Raw genomic sequence first — 26,216 nt, forward strand, 5'->3', positions numbered from 1 at the left:
GAAGGTAAGGATGCGCCTGAACGACATCGAAATCCTCGAATACCTGGACGCCGAGCGGATCGTCATTGAACCGCGCCCGTCTAACGACAAGATCAGCGGCGTGACCGTTGACGTGACCCTTGGCAACCGCTTCCGCGTGTTCCAGGACCATACTGCGCCTTACATCGATCTTTCCGGCCCCCGGGAAGAGGTGCAAAAGGCGCTGGAAGGGGTCATGAGTGACGAGTTGCTAATCGGTGACGATCAGGCCTTCTTCCTGCACCCCGGTGAGCTGGCTCTGGGGGTGACCCATGAAGCGGTCACCCTGCCGGCCGACGTTGTGGGGTGGCTTGATGGCCGCTCTTCGTTGGCCCGTCTGGGCTTGATGGTGCACGTTACCGCGCACCGGATCGATCCGGGTTGGTCCGGCCAGATTGTTCTGGAGTTCTTTAACAGCGGTAAATTGCCGCTGGCGCTGAGACCGGGTATGCCGATTGGCGCGTTGAACTTCGAACGTCTGTCCGGCCCCTGTGCCCGTCCCTATAACCAACGCCAGGATGCCAAGTACAAAGGGCAATCAGGCGCCGTAGCCAGCCGTATCAGCCAGGACGGATGACACGCTGGCTCGACGGCCGGCCAACCGCAACGGTTCCCGGCGACGACCGTGGCCTGACTCTCGGGGATGGCCACTTCACCACCATGCTGGTTCAGCAGGGTGGGGTGGTGCTCTGGCAGCGCCATCAAACGCGACTGGCTGAAGCCAATGACCGATTGGGTTTTGCCCAGCAGGACTGGCATCAACTGGAAGCGGAGATTCAGCAGGCCAGCCAGGGCGTTGAGCTCGGTTGCCTGCGCCTGACCCTGACCCGCGGCAGTGCGGGCCGGGGCTATCAGGGCCAATGGCCGGCGATTCCCCGCCGATTGTTGGCCCTCTCCCCCTTTCCCTCCCACTACCGTCAATGGCAACAACAGGGCATCGATGCTGAGGTGGCTGAACTCACTCTGGCGACGGGGGGCCCGCTGGTTGGTCTGAAAACCCTCGGGCGGCTGGAGCAGGTTCTGATCAAGCAGGAAGCGGCGAGTCGAAACGTCGATGAGTTGCTGGTCTGTGATGGCCATGGCCACCTGGTGGAAGCCAGTGCTGGCAACCTGTTTCTGGTGTTTGCTGATGGCACCGTCGTAACCCCAAGCCTGTCCGAATGCGGTATCGCCGGCGTCATGCGCGCAGAGGTTATGGCGTTGCTGGCCCAGTCCGGGTTAAAGGTGGTGGAACGCCGGGTCAGGGTGGAAGAGTTAACCGATGTGGCCGAAGCCTTTGTCACCAATGCCCTGATGGGCGTGATGCCGCTGCGCCATATCGGAGAGAAACGCTTAAACCGCCAACTGGCGGATCTGTTATTGGAGAGCCATCAATTATGGCGTTAAAGGCCTGGCTTAAAGGCATTCTGGTGGCCTCCGGCCTGACCATTACCGTAACCCTGGCAGGGGCAGGTTTTGCCTGGTACCAGACGCAACAAGCGATGGTGCAACCGTTGCAATTGACGCAACCGGAAGAGATTACCCTGACTCGGGGCGCCAACGCAGGAACCCTACTGGCAGACTGGGAAAAAGCCGGTTGGATTGAGCAACGTTTCTGGCTCCGTCTGGCGCTGAAACTCCAGCCCGAACTGACCGCCATTAAATCCGGCACCTATGAACTGGCCCCCGACATGACCGTGGCTCAGGCTCTGGCACTGCTGGTGGCCGGCGATGAAAAGCAGTTCCAGATCACCCTGGTTGAGGGCGGCACCGCAAAGCAGTGGCTGGCTCAGGTGCAGGCGCATCCGCGGATCCAGGCCACTCTGGAAGACATTGCGGCGCTGGACATGGCCCTTGGGCTGGCGGACCAGCCGGTAGAGGGCTGGCTCTATCCCGATACCTACGCCTTTACCGCAGGGACTACGGATCTGGCGATCCTTCAGCGCGCTTTCGATCAAATGGAGTCTGCGGTGGAAACCGTTTGGGCTCAACGGGTAAAAAACCTGCCCATCGACACCCCCTATGAGATGCTGATCCTGGCCTCCATCATCGAGAAGGAAACCGGCAAGCCGGAGGAGCGTCGCCTGGTCAGTTCGGTGTTCGTCAACCGACTGAATAAAGGGATGCGCCTGCAGACCGATCCGACCGTGATCTATGGAGTGGGAGAGGATTACCAGGGGCGCATCACCCGTAAGCACCTGAACACCTGGACGCCGTACAACACCTACCGCATTCACGGTTTGCCGCCGACCCCAATCGCCAACCCTTCGCTGGCCTCATTGCAGGCCGCGGTGAACCCGGAGCAGAGTGACTACCTCTACTTTGTGTCCAAGGGTGACGGGTCTCATCAGTTCTCCCGCACCCTGCGGGAACACAACAACGCGGTTAACCGCTACATCAGAAATCGTTAAAGCATGACAGAGCAAGGCACATTCATCGTAATTGAGGGTCTGGAAGGGGCGGGCAAAAGTACCGCCATTGCCGTGGTGGACCAATACCTCAAGCAACGCTTCCCGGAGCGCGAGATTGTTCATACCCGCGAACCGGGCGGCACCCCCCTGGCGGAAGAGATCCGGGCGATCTGGAAGCAACCCCGGGAAGAGGCGATGGCCCCCATGACCGAGCTGCTGATGGTGTATGCCTGTCGCGCCCAGTTGGTGGAGTCCGTCATCAAGCCGGCACTGGCTCGCGGTGCCATCGTGGTGGGCGACCGTCATGACCTGTCCAGTAAAGCCTATCAGGGCGGCGGCCGGGGACTGGCGGAGCCGGTGGCGCGCCTGTCGGCGCTGACGCTGGGGGATTTCGCCCCGGACCTCACCCTCTACCTTGATATCGACCCGGCCGTCGGTCTGGCCCGGGCCCGTGCCCGTGGTGAACTGGATCGCATTGAACAGGAGGCGCTGGCCTTCTTCCAGCGTGCCCGGGCCACCTATCAGGCGGAAGCGGCGGCCGACCCCCGCATTGTGACCATTGATGCGGGCCAAAGCCTGGAACAGGTGCATCAGTCGCTGATTAATGCGCTGGACGCGGGCCTATGATCGAAGGCTACCCCTGGCTTCTGCCGGTTGCCGAACAGTGGCAGCAACAGCGCCAGCAAGGGCGGCTGGGGCATGCGCTGATCCTGCAGGGGCCTGCCGGCGTCGGTAAGAGTCTGCTGGCCGACTGGATCGTCTCCCGTCTGCTCTGTCTCGAAGGGCGTGGTTGTGGCCACTGTAAAGGATGCCAACTGCTGGCTGCGGGTCATCACCCTGACCGCTACGAGCTGGCACCGGAAGGGCAGCAGATCAAAGTGGATGCGGTGCGTGGCCTGATCAGCCAGTTGGCGGGTACGGCCCACCAAGGCGGCGCGCGGGTGGCGATCATCCATCAGGCTCAACGTCTCAACGCGGCGTCTGCCAACGCGCTGCTGAAAACCCTTGAGGAGCCGCCAGCGGGCGTGTACCTGGTGTTGGTGGTCGGGCCGGGGCAGCCGTTGTTGCCGACCATTGTCAGCCGCTGTCAGCGGCTGGTGGTACCGATGCCTTCTGCCGCTGCGATTGAGCAGTTTCTGGGGGAGCAGGGCAACGCACTGGCATCGTGGGCATACTGGCCCCGTATTCTCGGGGGGCCATTGGCCATTCGTCATGCGGTTGAAGAGGGCAAGCTGGACCAGCTGGCGACCTTGCGCCAGGGCTGGCAGCGCAGTCTGAACCACGGGTTGCTGGATCCGGTATTGAGTCAAGTGGATGCGGAACAGGCGCCGACAGTACTCAAGGTGTTGTACTTTGAGCTATTATCGCAGTGTGAGGCAGACCCACAGCAAACGGTGTGGTGTTACCCCATGATGCAAAAGGTGGCGCAGACGCAACGTTGGCTGGACCGTCAGACCGGCATCAACTTGACGGCCACCTTTCAGCAATTGATAGTGGAATATCGACGCGGAGCCCAGGAGGGGGCATAAACCTGTATGGTGACATTGGAAGTTCAGTTCGACAGTTTGGCCCAGTTGTTTCGTGCCTACATGCCCTTTGTCCGGCATGGTGGACTGTTTTTCGTTTCCAGCCATGAGTATCAACTCGGTGACTGGGTCGAGGCGCGCTACCGTCTGCCGGAAAGTGCCGAATGGCATGAGTTCGGTGGCAAGGTGGTGTGGATCAATCCCCTGGGTTCTCAGGGTGGACGCCCGCCCGGTGTTGGCATCGCCTTTGGCGACGAGCAGAACCCCCATAAGCCCCGCATTGAACAACTGCTGGCTGACCAGCTCGGCTCCAATCAATTGACCTCCACTATGTAGCCGGGTACCCTTGCGGCCCGGTTTTTTAGTGGAGCGTTCCCCTGTGCTCATCGATTCCCATTGTCACCTGGACCGCCTCGTAGAAGGCGACCAGCCGGGTGATCTGCAACCCATCCTCGACGCGGCCCGAGCTCGTGGCGTAGAGAAGTTCCTTTGCGTCTCCGTATCGCAAAAGGGCTATCCCCGCATGAAAGCGCTGGCGGCGCCCCATCCCGAGGTGGTGATCTCCTGTGGCGTGCATCCCCTCGACATCAAGGATGGATTTGATCCGGCCTGGCTGGCGCAGGAAGCGGCGGCCACTGAGGTGGTGGCACTGGGTGAAACCGGTCTGGATTACTACTACAGCCAGGATAATGTCGAGGCGCAGCAAGCCGCGTTTGCCAGCCATATCGAGTTGGCCAACCAGCTGAATAAGCCGGTGATTATCCACACCCGGGATGCCCGTGAGGACACCCTGGGGGTGTGGCGTGAGTGCCAGGGCCAGAACGGTGTATTGCACTGCTTTACGGAAACTTGGGAGATGGCGCGTGACGCCCTCGATTTGGGCCTTCACATCTCCATCAGCGGTATCGTAACGTTCCGCAATGCCGAAGCGTTGCGTGACGTGGTGCGAAAAGTGCCCATGGATCGCCTGTTAGTGGAAACCGACTCTCCCTATCTGGCGCCGGTACCATACCGGGGCAAAACCAACCAGCCCGCTTACGTGCATGAAGTGGCCCAGTTTGTGGCTGACCTGAAGCAGGTGCGTTACGAAGCGTTACTGGAACAGACCAGCGAGAACTTCTATCGCTTGTTCCCCGGGGCGCGATAAGTCGTCCGCGGTGATCAGAAAAGGGCAGCCACAGGCTGCCCTTTGCGTTGTTTACGCACAAAAAAAAGCCCGCGACGACTCCGATGTCACGAGCTTAGGGGAAGGGGATCGTGCCACCTCGGGCACCTTGTAGGCTGTAAGCGTAGACCAGTCTGGTCGATTTGCAGCACCAATCCCCGATATTTCGTAACAGCACGTTTCTCAGCGGGTGCTGATCTTATCCCGCACCAGTTCTCGCGGCAGCGCATTCTTGAGGCGACTGCCCACCCATTTCGCCAATCCCAGCGGGTGGCCAAGCCAGGTTACAACAACCTCGCCCTTGCCTTCGGCGCTGCTGCGACTGACGTCGCGGCCCATCAGGTATTGCTCCGCTTCACCGTTACTCAGTGCCACCGCTTTGTCATCGTCCAGTGCTAAAGCCATGGCCGCTTCGTGGAACGTCTTGAACCCTTTCTTGTGGGTTTCTGCCAGTTTCAGGCCCATCCGATCCATCCGGATGGTACCGATCCAGTGTTCCAGCCCCTCAGGGAACCACCACAGTTCGCTGTCGCGTGCCATGATGCGCCCATCTTCGGGCAGGCTGAGCCCAAGCTGCCCGGCCAGGTACTCGGTAACCGACTCGACCTCCGCACGCTTGGCGGGCAGGTAGGGAAACTTGCCCAGCTTGTAGCGACGCTGTTCGGTGTCGATGCTGGCGGTTTTACGCAGGGCAGCCACAAAGAACCCTTCGGAGTCGTAGATCTGCGGCCAGACGTGCAGGTAGCCTTCATCAGTGGTGGCGCGATCCGCGCCGGGGAACAGGTCGGCCAGGTTTTCCACTTCCACTGCGTCCGGGTATTGGTCCAGCAGATGCTGGCACACATCCTGATTCTCCCGGTGGTTCAGGGTGCAGGTGGAGTAAACCAGCAGGCCACCGGGTTTGAGGGCTGCAAACGCGGACTCAATCAAACCCCGCTGCAGTTCAGCGATCTCCTCAACCGATTCCGGGTCCCAGTTGGCAAAGGCATCCGGGTCTTTGCGAATGGTGCCTTCGCCGGAGCAGGGCGCGTCCAGCAGGATGGCATCGAACTGTTCCGGCAGTGCCGGACCAAACACCCTTCCGTCAAAATGGGTCATCACCACATTGCGGATCCCCAGACGCGATAAGTTGGCGTGCAGGCCCTTGAGTCGGCTGGAGGAGTACTCATTGGCCAGCAGCAGGCCCTGGTTGTCCAGTCGTGCGGCAATCTGGGTGGTCTTTGAGCCCGGTGCGGACGCCACATCCAACACACGCTGGGGGGCATGGCTGTGAGTAAACAGCGCGGTAGGTGGCATCATCGAGGACGCCTCCTGAATGTAAAACAGGCCAGCAAGGTGCTCAGCCGTGTTCCCCAGGGTTTGGCTTTCGTCGTCGCGCTCAAGCCAAAAGCCCTCTTCGCACCAAGGCACCGGGGTCAGGGTCCAGCCCTTATCGCTCATTAACTCGACAAAGCCTTCCACGCTGATCTTTAACGTATTGACGCGTATGGAACGACGCAGCGGTTGGCCGCTGTACGCGATGAAATCATCGAGGGTAAGATGGGCGGGCAGAATCGCCTTGATGCTGTCCAGAAATTGTTGGGGGAAGGGCGCCATGTTCCGGGTCCTTGAGGGTAAAACGGCGGCAACTATAACACAGCGGAAGTGAGGTAGGCACAGAGTGTTAAACAGAGTTTGGGGCGGCTTCTTTCTGCTGTCTGGATTGGCGGCGCTTATGCAGTGGTACGGCGGCAACGATGCCATCTTTGCCACCCTGATAGAGCAGGTGATGTCGATGGCCAAACTGGCGGTGGAGATCGCCATTGGCCTGGCCGGCATCATGGCCCTGTGGATGGGCTTGCTGAAGATCGCTGAACATTCCGGGCTGACGGATAAACTGGCGCGCTGGCTGTCTCCGCTGCTGCATCGGTTGATGCCGGAGGTGCCCAAGGGCGACCCCGCCTTTGGTGCGATCACCATGAACCTGTCGGCCAATGTGCTTGGCCTGGATAATGCCGCCACGCCCATGGGGCTGCGGGCCATGAAGGCGCTGCAGCGCCTTAACCCCAGGCCGGATACCGCCAGTAACGCGCAAATCCTGTTCCTGGTGCTGAATACCTCCTCCGTCACCCTGTTTCCCATTGCGGTCCTGCTGTACCGGGCGCAACAGGGAGCTGCCAACCCCGCGGAGGTGTTTGTCCCCATTCTGTTGGCCACCACGGCCTCCACCCTGGCGGGATTGCTTTGTGTGGCAGCCGTACAGCGCATCAATCTGCTGAATCGGGTGGTGTTGCTCTGGGCAGCGGCCATCGTCGGCCTGCTGATGGCGCTGTTGGCCACCGTAGCCGGATACAGCGCGCAGCAACTGCAGGGATTTTCCGTATTCTGGGGCAATGCGGCGCTCTGTGCCTTTATCGGCATCATTCTGGCCAGCGGGTACTGGCGCGGCGTTGCGGTGTTTGACCGCTTTGTCGAGGGGGCGAAAGAGGGGTTTCACACCACCGTCAGCATCGCGCCTTACTTGCTGGCGATGCTGGTGGCCATCGGGGCACTGCGCGGTTCCGGCGCGTTGGAACTGTTTCTCGATGGGATCCGAAGCGTGGTGTTGGTACTGGGGTGGGATGGGCGCTTTGTCGATGCGCTGCCAACGGCGTTGATGAAACCGTTTAGTGGCTCCGGCGCCCGGGCAATGATGCTGGAAACCATGAGCAGCCACGGCGTTGATTCGTTTGCCGGTCGGTTGGCTGCCTTGTTCCAGGGCTCAACGGAAACCACCTTCTACGTTCTTGCGGTCTATTTTGGCGGGGTGGGCATTCGCCACACCCGCCATGCCATTCCGTGTGGTTTGGCAGCGGACCTGGCCGGCATTCTGGCGGCCATTGCCGTTGCCTATTGGTTCTTTGGCTGAGTGTTCAGAAACGCGGCTGCCAGTCCAACCAATCCGCTTTGGGACGCTCGGCCAGCTGGAACCGGGCACCGTTATCCAGCACGTCGCTGTCGGCCTGTTCGGTGGCAAAGGCGATACCACCGATCAGCAGGGTTTCCAGTGACTCCGCAGCCACCTGAGCGCCGCTGAACCAGCCCACATCCACGTAGAGACCCGATGCGTTCCAGAACTGGCTGGTGCGATTGACCAGGTGCTGGTAGCGCGGGTCAAACTGCACTTCGATGTCCACCGAGGCGCCATCCTCCGCCAGCCGGGTGTGAACCACTTCCCCCACCTTCATCTGGCGGTAGAGCACCGGGCTGCCGATCTTCAGTGAGCCCAGTCGGGACTGATTCAGCACCAGGCGCAGGCCATCGTCGTAGGGCAGCAGCAGAGGGGTATCCTGCAACAGCGTAAAGTGATCCTCGCGACTGCCGGATTGGCCGGGCAGGGCGGCGATGTAGTTGCCGGTAAGCAGGGTATCCAGATTCTTGGCGCCGGCCAGACTGACATCGGCGCTGACCAGATAGAAACGGGCATCGTTACGCAGGAAGTGGGTTTGCCACTTGGGCGCCAGACTGGCCTTCACGGTCTGGTGTTGCAGGTCATCACTGAGGGTGACACTGTCGACCTGACCAATGGTGTGGCCCAGATAACGGATGGCGGCATTTCGTTCTAACCGGACTTTGGCCGGGGCGTAAAGGGTCAGCTCGACGCTGGGTTCAATGGCGGATTGGCGGTCAGGGAAGATCCGCAGGTCGGCTTCGGCAGCGCCCTCCAACTGGTCAAAGCCGAGACCGCCACGCAGCAACTGCGGCAAGGGACCGGCTTCAATGGAAACGCCTGCCAGCGACCCTTCCACCTTGATGGGGCTCTGGTGCCAGAAACGAGCCCGCTGATCGACCAACTGACGATAGGCTGGCTGAACCGCCAGTTTCACCGCGAATCCGTCGCCCTGAAGGCCGATATCAGCCACCTTGCCAACTTCCAGCTCACGGTAGTAGAGCGGGGCGCCGAGGGTCAGCCCCTTCAGCTCATGGGCAAACAGAGTGACAGTAACGGCAGGGCCTTCCAGCGCCTGCTGGCGATTCGGGAAGACGGTAAAGACCTTGTCTGTCGATGCGGCGTCGCCCTCACCACTGCTGAAACTGATGCCACCCTTTATCAGATTGGCCAGCGGTGCTGCCTGCACTTTGATGCCGGACAGGTCGGCTTCCACGGCGACACCACTGTGCAGCCAGAAGCGGGATTGTTCCTTAACCAACTGGTCATAGGGCTGGCTGACCCAGGCGGTGGCTTCGATGCCGTCATCGGTCAGTGCCATTTGCAGCACTTCGCCAACCGGGAAACCGCGATAGAGCAGGGGGGCGCCGATGGAGAGGCCGGTGGCGTCGCTTTGACTGAGGTGGATTAATCGCCCCTGGCCGGGGTTCAGGGGGCGGGTATCATCCAGTTGGAACTGGTCTGAAAACGCTCCCTGGCCGGGCAGCAGAGCGATGAAGTCGCCAAAGATCAGGGTGTCCAGATGCTTCACCCCATCCAGCGCCAACTCGGCACCGGCGCGCCAGAAACGGCTGCCAGCGGTAAACAGGTGACGGTATTCACCGTTGATGCGGGCATTAAGAACGACACCGGATTCGGTCAGGGCGATGTGGTTGATGGCGCCCAGTTTCAGTCCCCGATGTTGAATTGGCGTGCCAACGCGAAGCCCTTCCGCGTGTTCGGCGGTGAATTCAATGTCAAAGCTGGGTTGCGCTTCATCAGCATTGGCGTGCAAGCGATACAGGTCACCGGATCGGGCTTCTTCACCTTCCGCCGGAGAGGAGAAACTGATGCCACCGGCCAGCAGCGTCGCCAGACTGTCGAGCTCCACGTTGATGCCGTCCAGGCCGGCCTGAACCCGGGCACCGGAAAGATTCCAGAAGCGGCTGTTATTGCGTACCAGGCTGCGGTACTTCGCCTCAATCGCTGCGGTGAGGCGGACTTTCAGTGTGTCCTGCTCCAGCTCGTACTTGATGATCTGGCCCACCTGAATCTGGTGGAAGTAGACGCCACTGCCCACATCCAGCGAGCCGCGCCGATCCGCCAGCAGCTCAATGGTCAGGCTGCCATTCTGGGCCGCTGCCAGAGGCGCATCGAAACTGCCTTCAAAGCGGGTACGACGGGAGCCTTCGCCGGGGGACATGGTGATGTAGTTGCCACTGAACAAGGCATCCAGTCCTTCGATACCGGTCAGGGAGGCTTTGGGAGTCACCAGCCAGAATTGGGTGCCTCGGCGCAGTAGGTCGTCTACCTGGTGGCTCATCTTAACGGTGACGGTGACACCGCCTTCTTCGTTAAGCTCAACCTGGTTAACCTGGCCAACCACCAGGCCCTGGTAACGCACCAGGGTTTTATTGGCTTCAATGCCATTGGCAGAAGGGAACTGAATCTCGATGTCGGTGCCACGTTCGCGAACGTAAGAGGCGAGCAGCCACGCTCCCAGCAGGAACGCGGTAATGGGCAGAATCCAGATCGGAGAGAGCAGCTTCTTCTTAGCGACTTTCGGTGTCTTGGTGGCGGTCATGGAACTCTTCACATTCGAGATCCCACAGTAAGCGGGGATCGAGGGTTTTCGCAGCCAACTGAGTGAACAGAATCACCAGGGCAAAAAAGGTGGCCGCGGGCGCAGGCTTGGCGTGGAGCAGTTGCCCCATATTGACCAGGCTTACCATGATGGAGATAACAAACAGGTCCAGCATCGACCAGCGGCCAATGAATTCAATCACATGAAAGCTGAAGGTAAGCTGTCGCCGTGACATTTTCAGACGAAACTGGATGGTCATCAGGATCAGGCTGAGGCCGATGATCTTGGCCATGGGCACCAGGATGGACGCGGTGAACACGATGATGGCGATGCCCACCATATCGCTTTCGACCAATGCCACGATACCGCTGTAGATGGTGTCGTAGGTGGTACGGCCCTGGTTGGTCAATTGGGTAATGTAGAGCGAGTTGGCCGGGAACAGCAGAAACACCGCGGTTATCAGCAGGGCCCAGGAGTATTCCAGGCTGCGCGGCTTACGGTCGTACACCGGCGTGTGGCAGCGCGGACAGTGATCGGCCTGATGCACCACCAGGCCACAACCGCCGCAAAGGCGCAGGTTGCGGTCAAGCCCGCGTTCCGGGCGGGGGCGTTCATTTGCCATAAGTTTCGTCATACCGTTGCCACATCAGCTCACGATTGTATTCGTATTGCACGTAAAAGGTTAGTACGAACAATAGGATGTAACACAATGTCCCCCAGCCGTAGGTGAGATCGGCGATGTCCACCAGCTTAAACACCGAGACGAAGAAGCTGATCATGTAGATCTCGATCATGCTGAGCTGATCCAGGGTAGGGTGATGCAACAGCAACCAGCGCACGGTTTCCCGGCGGATGCCGAAATGAAGCAGTACCAGCTGCGTCAGGATCGAGAGCAACAGCAGCAGTGGGGCAATTACTCCGGCCACCAATACAGCGATGCCCACCAGCACAAAGCCCTGGTCCATCACCACCATGGCACCGTGAAGCACCGTGGTTTGGCGGATATTGCCCACCAGATCGATCTCCAGAATCGGCATCAGGTTTGCGGGGAAATAGAGGATCAATGCCGCCAGTGCCAGCGCCATCAACCCACCCATATCGCAATAGGGCGCGTCATAAATTCGGCTGTGGCAGCGGGGGCAGAAGGCGCGCATACCCCGGGGCAGGGCACGGCGGCGCACATAGGTATCACAGGTGGGACACAATAACGGGCGACTGGACAAGAAGGCGCGTCCTGCAGTTTCCTTAAGATTGAGCTCGAGTTTACTCAAAATACCCGGGCTTTTCAGTTCAATTGCCCCGGAACTGTCCGTTTAGCGGCAACTCTCCGCGCTAGTCCTTGACTGACAGGGCGTAAACTGGATTAATGGCAGGCTGTTGAGAACTCTGCATTGCGGCCATGTCTGTACATACACCCGTGGATTATTCCTCCCTGCTTGCTCAGGCCAAAGCGTTGACCGACGGCGAGCCCAATCTGATTGCCAACCTGTCCAATCTTTCTGCTCTGCTTTATCACGGCCTGGGCCGGGTAAACTGGGCGGGGTTCTACCTGAAAGAGGGTGAGGGGCTGGTGCTGGGCCCGTTCCAGGGCAATGTCGCGTGTGTGCGCATTCCTTGGGGCAAAGGCGTTTGTGGCACCGCTGCCGCAAGCGGTGAAGTTCAACGGGTAGAAGACGTGCATGCGTTCGCGGGCCACATCGCCTGCGACGCCGCCAGCAATTCTGAAATCGTGCTGCCGATCCTGGTTAATGGTGAGGTAGTGGCGGTATTGGATATCGACAGCCCGGAATTCGGTCGCTTTACTGAAGAGGACCAGGCCGGACTCGAACCCATTGCTGAGTTGATCGCGACACGATTTGCGACGGCAGGATAATGAAAGAGTTTGTATCTGTTTATACCTACCTGGTAGAGCCCCACGAAGTGGGCGAGTGGGAAGGGGAAGAAGCACTGGCTGCTGAAAACCTGAACCGGCTCTATCATGCGGTTTATGATGCGGCTGATGATGACATTGAGCCTGGCTTGCTCGAAGAGATGTTGTCAGCCGTATGGCCTCACTGGCAATTTAATCCCCAGTTACTGGAACTGGATGATGATCTAACCGACGCTTTTGTCGAAACACTGTTTTCCCACTTTGACCCGAATGCGGGCCAGGATGAGTTTGATGACCACTGAACAACCGAACACCCAGGAATCCACTGCAGAGAAGCTGACGGACGTAAAAGCCGTTATCGCCTACCTGGCGGAGAAGTTTCCCGCGTGTTTTTCCCTTGAAGGCGATGCCAAGCCGCTGAAAATCGGCCTGTTCCAGGAACTGGCTGAGCGTCTGGAAGGTGATGAGCGGGTCAGCAAGACCCAGCTGCGCCAGGCTCTGCGTCGCTACACCAACTCCTGGCGTTACCTGCGTTGTCAGAAAGCCGGTGCCCAGCGCGTAGACCTCGATGGGAACGAAGTGGGCGAATTGGAAGCCGAGCACGTAGAACATGCTCAGCAGGCCCTGAAAGAGAGCCAAGACAAGGCCAAAGCCGCCCGCGCTGAGAAGCAGGGCAGCAAGCCGGCTAAGCGTCCTGAAGGTCGGAAGCCGGCTCGTGCCGAACGTCCGAAAACCGCTAAGCTCAAGAGTAAGCCGGAAACCAAGCGGAACCAGGCACCGCTGCAGACTGTCTCATCAGACAAGCTGAAAGTGGATCAGAACGTCATGGTTCAGCTGGGTCGCTCCCCGGCCAAAGGGGTTATCGTAGACATTAACCGCGAAGATGTGATGGTTCGTCTGGAAACCGGTCTCACCGTAAAGGTTAAAGCCGAACACATTCGCATCTAACGCATCAGCAGCGAAAAGGAGTTGCGAGTCGATGATGAAAAAAACCTTGTCTGCGCTGGTTGCGGGGGTTCTGCTCTCGACCCAGGCTTGGGCTCTGGCCCCGGACATTACTGCTTCTGACCTGCCGGTATTGGCTCAGGAAGCTCAACATCGCGTCGCCAGTAAGCGTGTGGCTGACCTGTTTACCCGGTCCCACTACCGTAAGTTCGACATGGACACGGCGTTCTCCAGTGACGTCTTCGACCGCTATCTCCAACAGCTGGATTTCAACCGTTCTTTGCTACTGGCAAAAGACGTCGCTCGCTTTGAGGGCCAGCGTGATGCGTTTGCCAAGCAGGTTGCCGAAGGTGACCTGACACTGGCCTACGAGATGAACCAATTGGCGATGCAGCGCCGCTACGAGCGCCTCGCCTATGCGCTGACCTTGCTCGACACGCCGATCAAATTTGATGTGGCTGGCGACAAGTATCACTTCGACCGCGAGGAAGCGCCGTGGGCCACCACCACGGCGGAACTCGATGAGCTGTGGCGTCAACGGGTCAAATACGACGCGTTGAACCTGGCACTGACCGGCAAAGAGTGGCCCGAGATCCAGGAGATGCTGGAGAAGCGCTACAACAACGCCATCAAGCGCCTGACTCAGACCAACAGCGAAGACGTGTTCCAGTCGGTGATGAACGCTTACGCCTACACCATCGAACCGCACACCAGCTACCTGTCCCCGCGTAACGCGGATCGCTTCCAGACCGAGATGAACCTCTCTCTTGAAGGGATTGGTGCCGTCCTGCAGATGACTGACGACTACACCGTGGTGCGATCGCTGGTCACCGGCGGCCCGGCGGACCGCCAGGGCGAACTGTCTCCCAACGACAAGATCATTGGGGTTGGGCAGGAAGGTAAAGAGGTGGTCGACGTGATCGGCTGGCGCCTGGATGACGTGGTGGACCTGATCAAAGGCCCCAAAGACTCCAAGGTGACCCTGCAGGTGTTGCCTGCCAAAGGCGGCAACAATGCCCGCGCTAAAGAGATCGTGATTGTGCGTGACAAGGTTCGCCTTGAAGACCGTGCGGTGAAATCTGAAGTGTTGGAGATTGAGCAGGGCAACGGCGAAGCGCGTCGCATTGGTGTTATCGAGATCCCCAGCTTCTACATGAACATCAGCCAGGATGTGGCTCAACAGCTGATCAAACTGGATGCTGAGAATGTAGAGGGCGTGGTGATCGACCTGCGTGGTAACGGCGGTGGTGCGCTGAGTGAAGCCAGTCTGCTGACCGGCTTGTTTATCCGCCAGGGGCCGGTGGTTCAGATCCGGGACCAGCGCGGGCGCATCAGCGTCAATGGCGACAACGACGGGCAGGTGACCTACGACGGTCCGCTGACCGTGATGGTTGACCGCTACAGCGCCTCCGCGTCTGAGATCTTCGCTGCGGCGATGCAGGATTATGGCCGGGCCCTGATCATCGGTGAGCAAACCTTTGGTAAGGGCACCGTACAGCAGCACCGCGGCCTGGGTCGGATCTACGACCTGTACGAAAAGCCGATGGGCAACGTCACCTACACCATTGCCAAGTTCTACCGCATCAACGGCGGCAGCACTCAACTGGAAGGGGTGATGCCTGACCTGCTGTTCCCGAGTTTTGTCGAGCACGGCGAGTATGGCGAGTCTCAGGAGAAGAATCCGTTGCCTTGGGATTCCATTCCGAGCGCGCGCTACGGCCGCATGGGTGAGGTGCCGGACGAGATGCTGGCGCAGCTGAAGCAGCGCCACCAGGCCCGTATCCAGGGCGAGCTTGAGTTCCAGTTACTGGACGAAGACATTGCCCGTTACCGCAAGGACAAGGATAAGGGTTGGATCTCGCTGGTGAAGGCGGAGCGCGAAGCGGAGTCCGAGGCGGAAGATGCCCGCGAACTGGAGCGCATCAACGCCCGTCGCCAAGCCATCGGTGAGGCGCCGATCGAGGACCTTGCCGCTGCAGAGGACGACACCGAAGTGCCGGACTTCCTACTGGACGAGGCGGGGGCCATCACCCTCGACATGATCGACTGGACTCGCTTGGCAAAAAGCAAAAACAGCTGATTAATCCATTGCTTAGATACCCCAAAGGGCCGCACTCAGTGCGGCCCTTTTTATTGCCCCCGCCTTGTTCTCACTAGCGCCTTCGTGTTAAATAATTTGATGCGTATCACAAAATAACAACAAACAGGACGTTTTATGACGCAGCAAGCAGTGACCCATGGACGGTGGTCGAGTCGTTTGACCTATATCCTGGCTGCCACCGGCGCCGCAGTAGGGTTGGGGAACATCTGGAAGTTTCCTTACATCATGGGGGAGAACGGCGGGGGCGCCTTCGTACTGGTCTATCTCCTGTGCATCCTATTTATCGGCATCCCCATCATGATGTCGGAAGTGATCATCGGTAAGTTTGGCCGGCAGACGCCAGCCCGTTCAGCGGTGCTGATGTCCGAGGCCTCCGGTGGCGGCAAGGGCTGGGCGGTCGTCGGCTGGTCCGGCGTGTTGGCCGGTTACCTGATCCTCTCTTTCTACGTCGTGATTGCCGGTTGGGCGTTGGCGTATACCTGGTATGGGTTTAACGGCGTATTCGAGGGGCGTGACCCGGCCCAGATCGGCGAACTGTTCACCGGGCTTAATGCCAGCCCTGGTCCTCTGATGGCCTGGAGTGCCGTCATCATCCTCGGCACCGTGCTGGTGGTTGGCAAGGGCGTTCGCGCCGGGCTGGAACGGGCGGTGAACTGGATGATGCCTGCGCTGTTGGTGCTGCTGATTGTGATGGTGATCTATGCGGCGCGCCGGGGCGACTTTATGGCGGCGTTCGACTTCATGTTCAATGCGGACTTCAGTGCTTTGAGCTGGAATGGTGTCCTCATCGCCCTGGGCCACAGCTTCTTCACCCTCTCTCTGGCCTCCGGGATCATGACCATGTACGGCGCCTACCTGCCTGAGCAAACCTCGGTGGTGAAAACCTCCATCTGGATCGCGCTGATGGACACCATGGTGGCGATGCTGGCCGGTTTGGCCATCTATCCCATCGTATTCGCCAATGGCCTCGAGCCCGGGGCCGGCCCGGGCCTTATCTTCCAGACGCTGCCCATCGCCTTTGGCTCGATGCCGTTGGGGCAACTGTTTGGCGGCCTGTTTTTCCTGATGCTGGTGGTGGCGGCCTTCACCTCCGCCATTGCCCTGATTGAGTCCTCAGTGGCCTGGCTGGTCGAGAAGCGCGGCATGAGCCGGATGGGCGCGGCCTTTACCGCGGGCTTCGGCATCTGGTCCCTCAGCTTGCTGACGGTGTTTTCGGTAACCGGTGCGCCCTGGGCGACGGTGTCCCTGTGGAGCGACATCAGCATCACCCTGTTTGACCTGCTCGACTACATCACGGCCAACATCATGCTGCCCCTGGGCGGATTGATGATCGCGATATTCACTGGGTACCGCGTTCGTAAGGAGATCACCTGTCGTGAGATTGGCAGCGTAAAATCGATCTACGCCATCTGGCGCATCTCGGTACGTTACGTGGCGCCCATTGCCATCACCCTGGTGTTCCTGCAACTGATTGGGGTGTTGGGCCTGTAATCGGCCACACTCACAGGGACTGTCTGACGCCGTCTTCGGACGGCGTCGCTATTTGAATAGTGGATGTTATGGAACCCAAATCCCCCTCACTTTTTGATGCGCTCGCGCCGGTGGCGGTTCTGATCGCCGGGCTGGCGGCATCGGTTACCCTCTATGGCGACAACGCGTCTTATGGGCCGAACCAGATTGTGCTGTTTCTGGCCGCCGGTGTCGCGATGATCATTGGCTGGAAAAATGGTTATGACTGGGAGCGACTGGAACTCGGCCTGCAGCAAGGCATCAGTATCTCCATCGGTGCCATTCTGATCCTGTTGGCGGTGGGCAGCCTGATCGGTACCTTCCTGCTCTCGGGCACGGTACCCACACTGATCTATTACGGCCTGCACCTGCTCAATCCCGCCATCTTCTACGCCGCGGCGTGTGTTATCTGCGCGGTGGTGGCGCTCTCCATCGGCAGCTCCTGGACGGTGGCGGCGACGGTCGGTGTGGCTTTGATGGGCGTCAGCCAGGGCCTCGGCATGGATAAGGCGATCACCGCCGGTGCGGTGATCTCCGGGGCATACTTCGGTGACAAGATGTCTCCCTTGTCGGAAACCACCAACCTGGCTCCTGCGGTGGCGGGCTCTGAGCTGTTCAGTCATATCCGCAATATGGCCCGCACCTCCATTCCGGCGTTTGTGCTGGCGTTGTTGGTGTTTGTGGCACTGGGCTGGGGGCAGGGCAGTGATTACGACCCGTCCCGACTCGATGCCATCGCGACGGGCCTGCAATCGCAGTTCACACTGGGCTGGTATCTGCTGCTGCCGTTGGTGCTGGTGTTGGTGTTGGCGGTGCTTAAAGTACCGGCGTTTCCCGCCATCGCCATCGGTGCCCTGACCGGCGGGTTGTGGGCCGCACTGTTTCAGCCGGAAGCGATTCAGAGCATGACAGACACCACCGGCAGCTATGGGCTGCAGGCGCTCACCGTTGTCTGGCAGGCACTGTTTGAGGGCATTACCGTTGAAACTGGTTCCGATGATCTGGATGCGCTGCTCTCTGGCGGTGGTATGGGCTCAATGCTCAATACGGTGTGGTTGATTCTGGCGGCGATGTGCTTTGGCGCGGTGATGGAAACTTGTGGCCTGCTTAAGCGGTTGGTGCAGGCGATCCTGTCTGGCGTTCGCAGCAGCGGATCGCTGATTGCCACCACCATCACCAGCTGTTTTGGCGTTAACCTGCTGACCGCGGATCAATACATCGCCATTGTGGTGCCGGGACGGATGTTTAAGTCCGCCTACGAGGAGCAGGGCTTGTCTCCGCTCAACCTCTCCCGGGCGTTGGAGGACGGGGGCACCATCACCTCGCCGTTGGTTCCGTGGAACAGCTGTGGGGCCTACATGCAGGGTGTGTTAATGGTGAATCCGATTGATTACGCTTTGTACGCCTTTTTTAACTGGTTCAGTCCTGTGCTTGGTATACTCCTCGCTCACCTGGGGGTGGGGATCAAGATGGCTCTGCCCCGTGCCACACGCCTCGAAGAGCAGTAAGGAGCGCGCTACATGACGGCCATGCAAGCCAAATTTCGCAAGGATTACCGGGCCCCGGAATACACCATCACTGAACTTGAGCTGGCGTTCCAGCTGGAACCAAACCACACGGTGGTAACCGCCACCAGCCAGGTTCAACGCCAGGACGCAGAGGCCCGTGAGCTGGTGCTGGACGGAGAAGCCCTGACGCTGGTGAGCGTGCAGGTGGACGGAGAGGTACTCAGCCAGGACCGTTACCGTGAGGTGGACGGTCAACTGGTGATTGCGCTCGACCAGGACCAGGCGACTCTGGTGATCACCACCGAGATTGATCCCGCCAACAACACCACTCTGGAAGGCCTTTACCAGTCCGGCGGTGCGTTCTGCACCCAGTGTGAAGCCGAAGGTTTCCGCCGCATTACCTACTTCCTGGACCGCCCGGACGTACTTGCCCGCTACCGCACCCGCATTGAGGCGGACAAGGCCAGTTACCCCTTCCTGCTCTCCAACGGCAATAAGATCGACAGTGGCGATCTGGATAACGGCCGACACTTTGCCGTGTGGGAAGACCCCTTCCCGAAACCGAGCTACCTGTTTGCCCTGGTGGCCGGCGACTTCGATCTGCTGGAAGACCACTTCACCACCGCCTCCGGTCGTGACGTGCTGCTGCAACTCTTTGTCGACCGCGGCAACCTTTACCGTGGCCACCACGCCATGGCTTCCCTCAAACGCGCGATGGCATGGGATGAGCAACGTTTTGGCCTGGAATACGACCTGGATATCTACATGGTCGTCGCCGTCGACTTCTTCAACATGGGGGCGATGGAGAACAAAGGGCTGAACATCTTTAACTCCAAGGCGGTACTGGCGGACCCCGAAAGTGCCACTGATGCTGAGTACCACCGCATCGAGTCCATCATCGGCCACGAGTATTTCCACAACTGGACCGGCAACCGTGTGACCTGCCGTGACTGGTTCCAGCTCAGCCTGAAAGAGGGCCTCACGGTGTTCCGTGACCAGGAGTTTTCTTCTGAGATGGGCTCTCGCGCGGTTAACCGCATTCAGGCGGTCAAAGTGGTTCGTAACCAGCAGTTTGCTGAAGATGCCGGTCCGATGGCGCATCCGATCCGCCCGGACAAGGTGATCGAGATGAATAACTTCTACACCGTGACCGTCTATGACAAAGGTGCAGAAGTGATCCGCATGATGCACACCCTGTTGGGTGAGGCCGGATTCCGTAAGGGGATGGACCTCTACTTTGAGCGCCACGATGGCCAGGCCGTTACCTGTGACGACTTCGTACAGGCGATGGAGGATGCCAGCGGCATCGATCTCGGCCAGTTCCGCCTTTGGTACAGCCAGAGCGGGACGCCGGTACTCAGTGTGGCAACCCAGTACGACGCAGAGCAGCGTCGTTACACCCTGACGCTGTCTCAGTCTACCCCCGCCACGGCTGACCAGTCTGAGAAGCACGCTCTGCATATACCGGTCGCGATGGAGCTGCTCGATCCGAACGGCAACAGTGTCCCCCTGGTGGTGGACGGCCAGCCCCATAATGGTCTGCTGGAGCTCAAAGCCGAGCAGCAAAGCTGGGTGTTTGAAGCGGTTCCGGCAGACGTTGTGCCTTCGCTGTTGCAGGAGTTCTCGGCGCCGGTTCGCCTTAACTACCGCTACCAGCCCCAGCAACTGGCTCGCATTCTGGCTCACGCCAGCAACGATTTTGCCCGCTGGGATGCCTCTCAGGCACTGTACCAGCATGAGATTTTCGCCCTCGCCAATGGCGAGCAGGAGCGGGTCAGTGACGTCACCATAGAGGCGATTCGTGCCGTGCTGCTGGGGCAGGGACAAGACCCCGCGCTGGTGGCTGAGTTGCTGATGCAACCTTCCGAAACCACGCTGGCTCAGGCCGGTGCCGATGCCGATGTGGAAGCGATCCATCTGGCCCGTCGTGACCTCCAGACCCAGCTCGCGCTCGCGCTTGAGGATGAGCTTGCAACGGTCTATCGCGCCAATCAGGATGCCAGCTATGGCAATGACGGCGTGTCCGTGGGACGCCGCACCCTGAAAAACGCCTGTCTGCACCTGCTGGCGATGGGCGGTCGCGTGGACAGCCAAACCCTGGTGGAACGTCAGTATCAGCAGGCAGACAATATGACCGACGCCCTTGCGGCCTTGAATGCGGCCAATCAGGGGCGCCTGCCGGTGGCAGCGGGACTGATGGACGCGTTTGAAACCAAGTGGCGTGCGGAGCCGCTGGTAATGGACAAGTGGTTTGCCCAGGTGGCGATGCAGCCCGGCGGCAATGCGCTGTCCGCCGTACAGGAAGCGATGGGTCACAGCGCGTTCGACATGTCGAACCCCAACCGGGTTCGGGCACTGATTGGCGCCTTTGCTGACGGCAACCCCAATGCTTTCCACGCCATTGATGGCAGCGGCTACCGCTTCCTGACCGACCAACTGATTGCGCTCAACAGCATCAACCCGCAATGTGCCGCCCGCATCATGACGCCGTTGATGCAGTGGCAGCGTCAGGACAGTGAGCGCCAGGCATTGATGTTGGCGGAACTGCGTCGACTGGCTGAACTGCCGGGGCTGAGTCGCGATCTGTTCGAGAAGGTCAGCAAGAGCCTCGAACAAGCGAACTGAAACGATGCAGCGTTACCAGTTTGATTTGCGGATTCCCGCGCAGGCGATGTTGCGCTACTACCAGGGGCGAGCCCAGTTGGTGGTGATCCGGGATCGGCAGGGCAAAGTGTTACATCTGCACCCCCGTTATCTGCGACCACATCTTCGCCCTGAAGGTGTGGTGGGCAGCTTTGAACTGCGGCTGAGTCAGCAGGGAGAATTCGTAGAACTGGTGCGGATTTAGAGCAAATGCTTCAAACGCTAAGAGGTCGGCAACATGCCGGCCTCTTTTTTAATGTCTGGGATAAAAGTTCTTTTAAAACAAATGGATGACAAATAGGGGAGGGGATTCAAACCAACCCACGTTGCTGCATTTAAATGGATTGATTTAAATGGTCGTTTGAAAGTTAGTAAGCCGTTAAATTTGAAGTGCTTTCCATGTCACAAAGTGGTTGCTAGCCCCTAACCCTTGTTGTAACAATGGGGTTAATTTCGGCCTCGTTTTGGATCCGAAATCTCATAAAACGATAACATCAGGGAAGGGAGAACAGCGACAATGACAGCAAGCGTATCCCGCTTTCGCCGCTCAGTCCTGGCCGCCAGCATCGGTTTGGTGCTCGCAACGCCGGCTCAGGCGGTGACGTTCGAATGGGGAGACATCCAGGGGAGCTTTGACTCCACATGGACCCTTGGGGCGGCCTGGCGCGTCGAGGAGCGCGATCTGGATAAGATCGGTAAGAGTAATCGGTTCCAATGGAGCCCGGGTTACGGCTTTGACTTCGCCAATGGTGCCTTTAATGATGGCGGCCTGGAATCCAGCCAAATTTTCGGCCTGCCGGGTTCCTACTCCTCCAACGGCGATCTCGCCAACATGCTCTACGATAAGGGCGATACCTTCAGCGAGATCTTCAAAGGGCTGCACGAACTGGAGCTGGTGTACGAAAACGTGGGGATTTTCGTACGTGGGTTCTATTTCTATGACAACAAACTCGAAAACGGCAGCTTCGATTACCGCAATCCATTGACCGGCGAAGAGTTTGACGTCTGCGCCGATGACAAGGCTTCCGAGTACGCCTGCTCCGACATCCGCTTGCTCGACGCCTATTTCTTTGCCGACTTCGACCTGGGCGAAATGCCGTTCTCCATCCGTATTGGTGAGCAGGTGGTCAGCTGGGGTGAAAGCACCCTGATTGCCCACGGCATCAACTCCATCAACCCGGTTGACCTGGCTCGTCTGCAGGCCCCGGGTTCCGAGCTGAAAGAAGCCTTTATTCCGGTGGGCACCGTTTGGGCCAGCCTTGGCCTGACCGAGAACTTCAACATTGAAGCCTACTACCAGTACCGCTGGGAGGAGACCCGCCTGCCGGTAACCGGTACCTACTTCTCCAGTAATGACTTCGCCGGCGCCGGTGGTTACGTCAACAACGCGCAGCTGGGCTTTACCTCCAACCCGGACATCACCCTGGATCACCTGCTGAACGAATACCAGCTGCTGGCCCAGGCCAGTGCCGGTGCGATTGCACAATCCGGTGCCACTACACCGGAAGAGCTTCAGGCGGCGCTGGCGCCGTTGGCCCCGTTTGCCGTGCCCTACGGCACCAAAACCACCCTGGTGGGTTACGAGCAGGAGCCTGACGACCAGGGCCAGTTCGGTGTGAAACTGGGCTACTTTGCTCCGTCCCTGAACGACACCGAGTTTGGCCTGTACTACATCAACTATCACAGCAAGCGTCCTCTGATCTCCGGTCAGGCTGCTGACTTCAGCGGTGCGGCATTGATTGAAGACCTGGCTACTCTGAGCGCCATTGCCGGTGCCGGTGGAGAAGTCAGCCGCGATGACCTGCTGGGCCTGAACGCCTTCTCCAAGGCGGTGATCGAGTATCCGGAAGACATCAAGCTGTACGGCTTCTCCTTCAACACCACGTTGGGTGATACCTCTGTGGCCGGTGAGATCGCCTACCGTCAGGACGAGCCGCTGCAGATCGATGACGTTGAACTGCTGTACGCCGCAATGCCGGAGCAGCTCTACAACGCCGATAACGATGCCTATGATGTGTTTGAGGACCTCTCTCAGTACCGTAAGCCCAATGGCGAGCGCCTGATGCCCGGCGAGTTTGGTTCCGGCTACGTGCTGACCGACTCCACCCAGGCTCAGATGACCTTTACCCACATCTTTGGCCCAACCTTCGGCGCGTCCAACTTCCTGATGTTGGCGGAAGTCGGTGGCGTCTGGCTGCACGATATGCCGGACCCGAGTGTGCTGCGCATGAACGGCCCGGGTACCGAGCGTGCTGGCCTGGCTGGTCGTGAGGACAATGCCGGTGTTCTGAACCTGTTGCATAACGGTCCGGAAGAGGACGCGTTCCCGACCGACAGCTCCTGGGGTTATCGCATTGTCGCTAAGGCGGACTACACCAACGCCATGTTCGGCTGGAACCTCTCGCCGCGAGTGGTGTTCTCCCACGACGTGTCCGGCACCACACCGGATCCGCTGTTCCTCTTTATTGAGGACCGTAAGTCTGCCTCACTCACCCTGTCCGGTGATTACCAGAATCGCTGGTCATTCGACGTCAGCTATAACGCGTTCTGGGACGGCAAGGGCAGCACCAATTCCCTGGAAGATAAGGACTTTGTGTCCTTTAACGTGAAGTTCTCCATCTAAGAGAGGCGGGACCCTAATGAAAAAGATCACAGTAATGGCGTCTGCAATGGCGCTGATGTTTGGCTCAGGCCTGGCAATGGCCAAGGTCAGCCCGGAAGAGGCAGCCAAACTGGGCAAAGAACTGACGCCGATGGGTGCTGAGATGGCGGGTAACGCCGACGGCTCCATCCCGGCCTGGACCGGTGGCATCACCACGCCGCCGGCCGGTTACCAGCCTGGCACCTTCCACCTTGATCCGTATGCCGGCGACGCCAAGATCGCCACCATCACCAAGGACAACATGGCTGAGTACGCCCCGTTCCTGAGTGCGGGCGTTCAGAAGATGTTCGAGATGTATCCGGACACCTTTAAGATGAACCTGTATCCCACCCATCGCAGTGGTTCTTACCCTCAGTTCATCTACGACGCCACCATCAAAAACGCCACCAGTGCCGAACTGGTGGACGGCGGTAACGGCATCCGCGGTGCCGCGACGGGTGTACCGTTCCCGATCCCGGCCAACGGCCTGGAAGTGATCTGGAACCATATCCTCCGTTATCGTGGTGAGACCGCTGAGATCCAGCGTAACCAGGCGGCGCCGACCGCTGGCGGCTCTTACACCTTGGTGGAAACCAACGAACAGATTAAGTTCCTGTACACCATCCCCGGTGCTGACGCCGCAACGCTGGCGAAAGACAACCTGCTGTTCTACTTCAAGCAGGTGGTGACCGCACCGGCCCGTCTGGCGGGTACCGCACTGCTGGTTCACGAAACCATGGACCAGAGCAAGCAGCCTCGTCAGGCCTGGACCTACAACACCGGTCAGCGTCGCGTGCGTCGTGCGCCCAACGTTGCCTTCGACACCCCGGGCACCGCTTCCGATGGCATGCGTACCACCGACGATTTTGACCTCTACAACGGTTCGCCCGAACGCTACAACTGGGAGCTGGTCGGTAAGCAGGAGATGTACATCCCCTACAACGACTACAAGCTCCACAGTGGTGACGTGAAGTACGATCAGATCCTGCAGGCCGGCCACATCAATATGGACCTGGTACGTTGGGAGAAACACCGCGTATGGGTGGTTGAAGCCACGCTGAAGGATGGGGTACGTCACCTGTACAAAACTCGCCGCTTCTACATCGACGAAGACAGCTGGCAGATCGCCCTGGTTGACCTCTATGACAACCGTGACGAGATGTACCGCGTGGGCATGGCGCACACCGTGAACTATTACGAGCAGCCGCTGGTCTGGACCACCCTCGAGGTGTTCTACGACCTGAACTCCCGCCGCTACATGGCCATGGGTCTGGATAACGAAGGTAAGGTGGCGAATTTCGACGCCGACATCTCCGCCAAAGACTTTACGCCGCAGGCGCTGCGCCGTCAGGGCCGCCGTTAATCCCATCTGATAAAGGCGCCCCAAATCGGGGCGCCTTATTCGAGAGTTCCTATGTTGTATCGAATCCTTTTTTCCACGGCTTTGCTCAGCACTTCGGTGTTGGCGGCACAAGCCGACAATCCCCACGCGGCATACCTGGCGCCCAAAGCGGCTCAGGCTCCGCTGTTGGATATTGAGCGCCGCGGTGATGGCTGGTTGCTGGTGGGGGACCGTGGCACGGTGCTTCAGGGCGATGGTCAGAAGTGGCAGCAAGCTGCATCGCCACTCAGTGTCATGCTGACTTCCGTGACCTTTGCCGATGAGCAGCGTGGCTGGGCTGTTGGCCACGACGTCACCGTACTTGCCACCAGCGATGGCGGCCAGAGTTGGCAGATTCAGCAAAACTTGCCCAATAAGGACAAGCCATTGCTGGATGTGCTCGCACTGGATGGTAATGAAGCGATCGCCGTTGGTGCCTATGGCCTGTTCTACCGCTCTACCGATGGCGGCCGAAGCTGGCGTGAAGAGTTCCACGATGAGCTGTTGTTCGAGGAAGACCGCGAGTATCTGAATGAGCTCAAGGCGGAAGATGAGGCGCTGTATCTCGATGAGCGCAGTGCCATCCTGCCGCACTTTAATCGCATCAAGCGTCTGGCCAATGGCGATCTGTTCCTGCTGGGCGAGATGGGCTTTATGGCACGCTCCAGTGATAACGGTCATCACTGGGAGAAACTGGAGGAGATCTACTTTGGCTCCTTTATGGATCTGGTAGAGCTGGCGCCAGGCCACTTGTTGGCGGTTGGCCTGCGTGGCAATGCGTTCCGTACCGATAACGGGGGTCTGGACTGGCGCCCCGTGGAAACCGGCATTCAGTCGACCATTAACAGTGGCATCGCCCTGGAAGACGGACGAGTGGTACTGGTTGCCAACGGCGGCGTGTTGTTAAGCAGTGACGACCAGGGGCAAAGCTTTACCTCTAAGGTGCTGCTCAAAGGGGAAGACCTTGTGGCTGTGGCGCCGGCGGGCGAGGGCAGCCTGCTCATTGTTGGCAGTAATGGTGCCAACCTCTATCCGTTGGCGGAATAAG

General features: G+C 59.3%; 23 protein-coding genes. 19 read left to right on the forward strand and 4 right to left on the reverse strand.

Translation table 11 applies throughout. From position 1 onward, the window contains the following. The first annotated feature begins 10 nt into the window (after positions 1–10). The 7 genes from dcd to FBAL_RS09465 are packed head-to-tail and all read left to right on the forward strand — an operon-like array spanning position 11 to position 5,081. Complete coding sequence (gene dcd, locus FBAL_RS09435) at positions 11–595, forward strand: dCTP deaminase (RefSeq protein WP_013345368.1); 585 nt, start codon at positions 11–13, stop codon at positions 593–595. Next, on the forward strand, positions 592–1,404 hold the full coding sequence (pabC, locus tag FBAL_RS09440) for an aminodeoxychorismate lyase (RefSeq protein ID WP_013345369.1): 813 nt from the start codon (positions 592–594) through the stop codon (positions 1,402–1,404). Before dcd ends, pabC begins: the two co-directional genes overlap by 4 nt. After that, positions 1,395–2,408, forward strand: coding sequence for an endolytic transglycosylase MltG (gene mltG, locus FBAL_RS09445; protein WP_013345370.1), 1,014 nt, complete (start codon positions 1,395–1,397; stop codon positions 2,406–2,408). Before pabC ends, mltG begins: the two co-directional genes overlap by 10 nt. Positions 2,409–2,411: 3 nt before the next feature. Continuing rightward, positions 2,412–3,035: a dTMP kinase gene (tmk, locus tag FBAL_RS09450; RefSeq protein ID WP_013345371.1), complete on the forward strand. Its 624-nt coding sequence runs from the start codon at positions 2,412–2,414 to the stop codon at positions 3,033–3,035. Next, the gene (gene holB, locus FBAL_RS09455) at positions 3,032–3,937 is read left to right on the forward strand and encodes a DNA polymerase III subunit delta' (RefSeq protein WP_013345372.1); all 906 of its coding nucleotides are present in this window, start codon (positions 3,032–3,034) and stop codon (positions 3,935–3,937) included. The genes tmk and holB overlap by 4 nt, the downstream gene beginning before the upstream one ends. Before the next feature lie 6 nt (positions 3,938–3,943). Then, on the forward strand, positions 3,944–4,270 hold the full coding sequence (locus FBAL_RS09460) for a PilZ domain-containing protein (RefSeq protein ID WP_013345373.1): 327 nt from the start codon (positions 3,944–3,946) through the stop codon (positions 4,268–4,270). A gap of 43 nt (positions 4,271–4,313) precedes the next feature. Continuing rightward, on the forward strand, positions 4,314–5,081 hold the full coding sequence (locus tag FBAL_RS09465; RefSeq protein ID WP_013345374.1) for a TatD family hydrolase: 768 nt from the start codon (positions 4,314–4,316) through the stop codon (positions 5,079–5,081). A 201-nt stretch (positions 5,082–5,282) separates the two neighbouring features. Here FBAL_RS09465 and rsmF read toward each other — a convergent pair whose 3' ends face one another. Further along, entirely contained in the window at positions 5,283–6,695 is a 1,413-nt protein-coding gene (gene rsmF / locus FBAL_RS09470; protein ID WP_013345375.1) for a 16S rRNA (cytosine(1407)-C(5))-methyltransferase RsmF, read from the reverse strand. Between the two features lie 64 nt (positions 6,696–6,759). On the opposite strand from rsmF, the gene FBAL_RS09475 reads away from it, so the two are divergent. After that, positions 6,760–7,986, forward strand: coding sequence for a nucleoside recognition domain-containing protein (locus tag FBAL_RS09475; protein WP_013345376.1), 1,227 nt, complete (start codon positions 6,760–6,762; stop codon positions 7,984–7,986). Positions 7,987–7,990: 4 nt separating this feature from the next. Here the strand turns inward: FBAL_RS09475 and FBAL_RS09480 are convergent, their stop codons facing one another. The 3 genes from FBAL_RS09480 to FBAL_RS09490 are packed head-to-tail and all read right to left on the reverse strand — an operon-like array spanning position 7,991 to position 11,793. Continuing rightward, positions 7,991–10,570, reverse strand: a complete 2,580-nt coding sequence (locus tag FBAL_RS09480; protein WP_013345377.1) for a PqiB family protein — start codon at positions 10,568–10,570, stop codon at positions 7,991–7,993. Beyond that, positions 10,539–11,192 carry a paraquat-inducible protein A gene (locus tag FBAL_RS09485; RefSeq protein WP_013345378.1) on the reverse strand — a complete coding sequence of 218 codons (654 nt, stop codon included), beginning with the start codon at positions 11,190–11,192 and terminating at the stop codon, positions 10,539–10,541. Before FBAL_RS09485 ends, FBAL_RS09480 begins: the two co-directional genes overlap by 32 nt. After that, the gene (locus FBAL_RS09490; RefSeq protein ID WP_013345379.1) at positions 11,182–11,793 is read right to left on the reverse strand and encodes a paraquat-inducible protein A; all 612 of its coding nucleotides are present in this window, start codon (positions 11,791–11,793) and stop codon (positions 11,182–11,184) included. Before FBAL_RS09490 ends, FBAL_RS09485 begins: the two co-directional genes overlap by 11 nt. 176 nt (positions 11,794–11,969) lie before the next feature. On the opposite strand from FBAL_RS09490, the gene FBAL_RS09495 reads away from it, so the two are divergent. From FBAL_RS09495 to FBAL_RS09545, 11 genes are all read left to right on the forward strand, one after another. After that, positions 11,970–12,443 carry a GAF domain-containing protein gene (locus FBAL_RS09495; protein ID WP_013345380.1) on the forward strand — a complete coding sequence of 158 codons (474 nt, stop codon included), beginning with the start codon at positions 11,970–11,972 and terminating at the stop codon, positions 12,441–12,443. Then, positions 12,443–12,742, forward strand: a complete 300-nt coding sequence (locus FBAL_RS09500) for a hypothetical protein (protein ID WP_013345381.1) — start codon at positions 12,443–12,445, stop codon at positions 12,740–12,742. Before FBAL_RS09495 ends, FBAL_RS09500 begins: the two co-directional genes overlap by 1 nt. Further along, positions 12,732–13,388: an RNA chaperone ProQ gene (gene proQ, locus FBAL_RS09505; RefSeq protein WP_013345382.1), complete on the forward strand. Its 657-nt coding sequence runs from the start codon at positions 12,732–12,734 to the stop codon at positions 13,386–13,388. The genes FBAL_RS09500 and proQ overlap by 11 nt, the downstream gene beginning before the upstream one ends. Before the next feature lie 31 nt (positions 13,389–13,419). Continuing rightward, positions 13,420–15,465 carry a carboxy terminal-processing peptidase gene (gene prc, locus FBAL_RS09510; RefSeq protein WP_013345383.1) on the forward strand — a complete coding sequence of 682 codons (2,046 nt, stop codon included), beginning with the start codon at positions 13,420–13,422 and terminating at the stop codon, positions 15,463–15,465. Positions 15,466–15,600: 135 nt separating this feature from the next. Continuing rightward, complete coding sequence (locus FBAL_RS09515) at positions 15,601–16,977, forward strand: sodium-dependent transporter (RefSeq protein ID WP_013345384.1); 1,377 nt, start codon at positions 15,601–15,603, stop codon at positions 16,975–16,977. Between the two features lie 68 nt (positions 16,978–17,045). Next, entirely contained in the window at positions 17,046–18,503 is a 1,458-nt protein-coding gene (gene nhaC / locus FBAL_RS09520; protein WP_013345385.1) for a Na+/H+ antiporter NhaC, read from the forward strand. 12 nt (positions 18,504–18,515) lie between these two features. Then, positions 18,516–21,128: an aminopeptidase N gene (pepN, locus tag FBAL_RS09525; RefSeq protein WP_013345386.1), complete on the forward strand. Its 2,613-nt coding sequence runs from the start codon at positions 18,516–18,518 to the stop codon at positions 21,126–21,128. A 4-nt stretch (positions 21,129–21,132) separates the two neighbouring features. Next, positions 21,133–21,351, forward strand: coding sequence for a DUF2835 family protein (locus FBAL_RS09530; protein ID WP_013345387.1), 219 nt, complete (start codon positions 21,133–21,135; stop codon positions 21,349–21,351). Positions 21,352–21,663: 312 nt separating this feature from the next. After that, positions 21,664–23,769: a DUF1302 domain-containing protein gene (locus FBAL_RS09535; protein ID WP_013345388.1), complete on the forward strand. Its 2,106-nt coding sequence runs from the start codon at positions 21,664–21,666 to the stop codon at positions 23,767–23,769. 16 nt (positions 23,770–23,785) lie between these two features. Then, complete coding sequence (locus FBAL_RS09540) at positions 23,786–25,150, forward strand: DUF1329 domain-containing protein (protein WP_013345389.1); 1,365 nt, start codon at positions 23,786–23,788, stop codon at positions 25,148–25,150. A 51-nt stretch (positions 25,151–25,201) separates the two neighbouring features. Further along, on the forward strand, positions 25,202–26,215 hold the full coding sequence (locus FBAL_RS09545) for a WD40/YVTN/BNR-like repeat-containing protein (protein WP_013345390.1): 1,014 nt from the start codon (positions 25,202–25,204) through the stop codon (positions 26,213–26,215). Position 26,216: the final 1 nt, after the last annotated feature.

It is taken from the genome of Ferrimonas balearica DSM 9799 (genome assembly GCF_000148645.1).
Lineage (GTDB): Bacteria > Pseudomonadota > Gammaproteobacteria > Enterobacterales > Shewanellaceae > Ferrimonas > Ferrimonas balearica.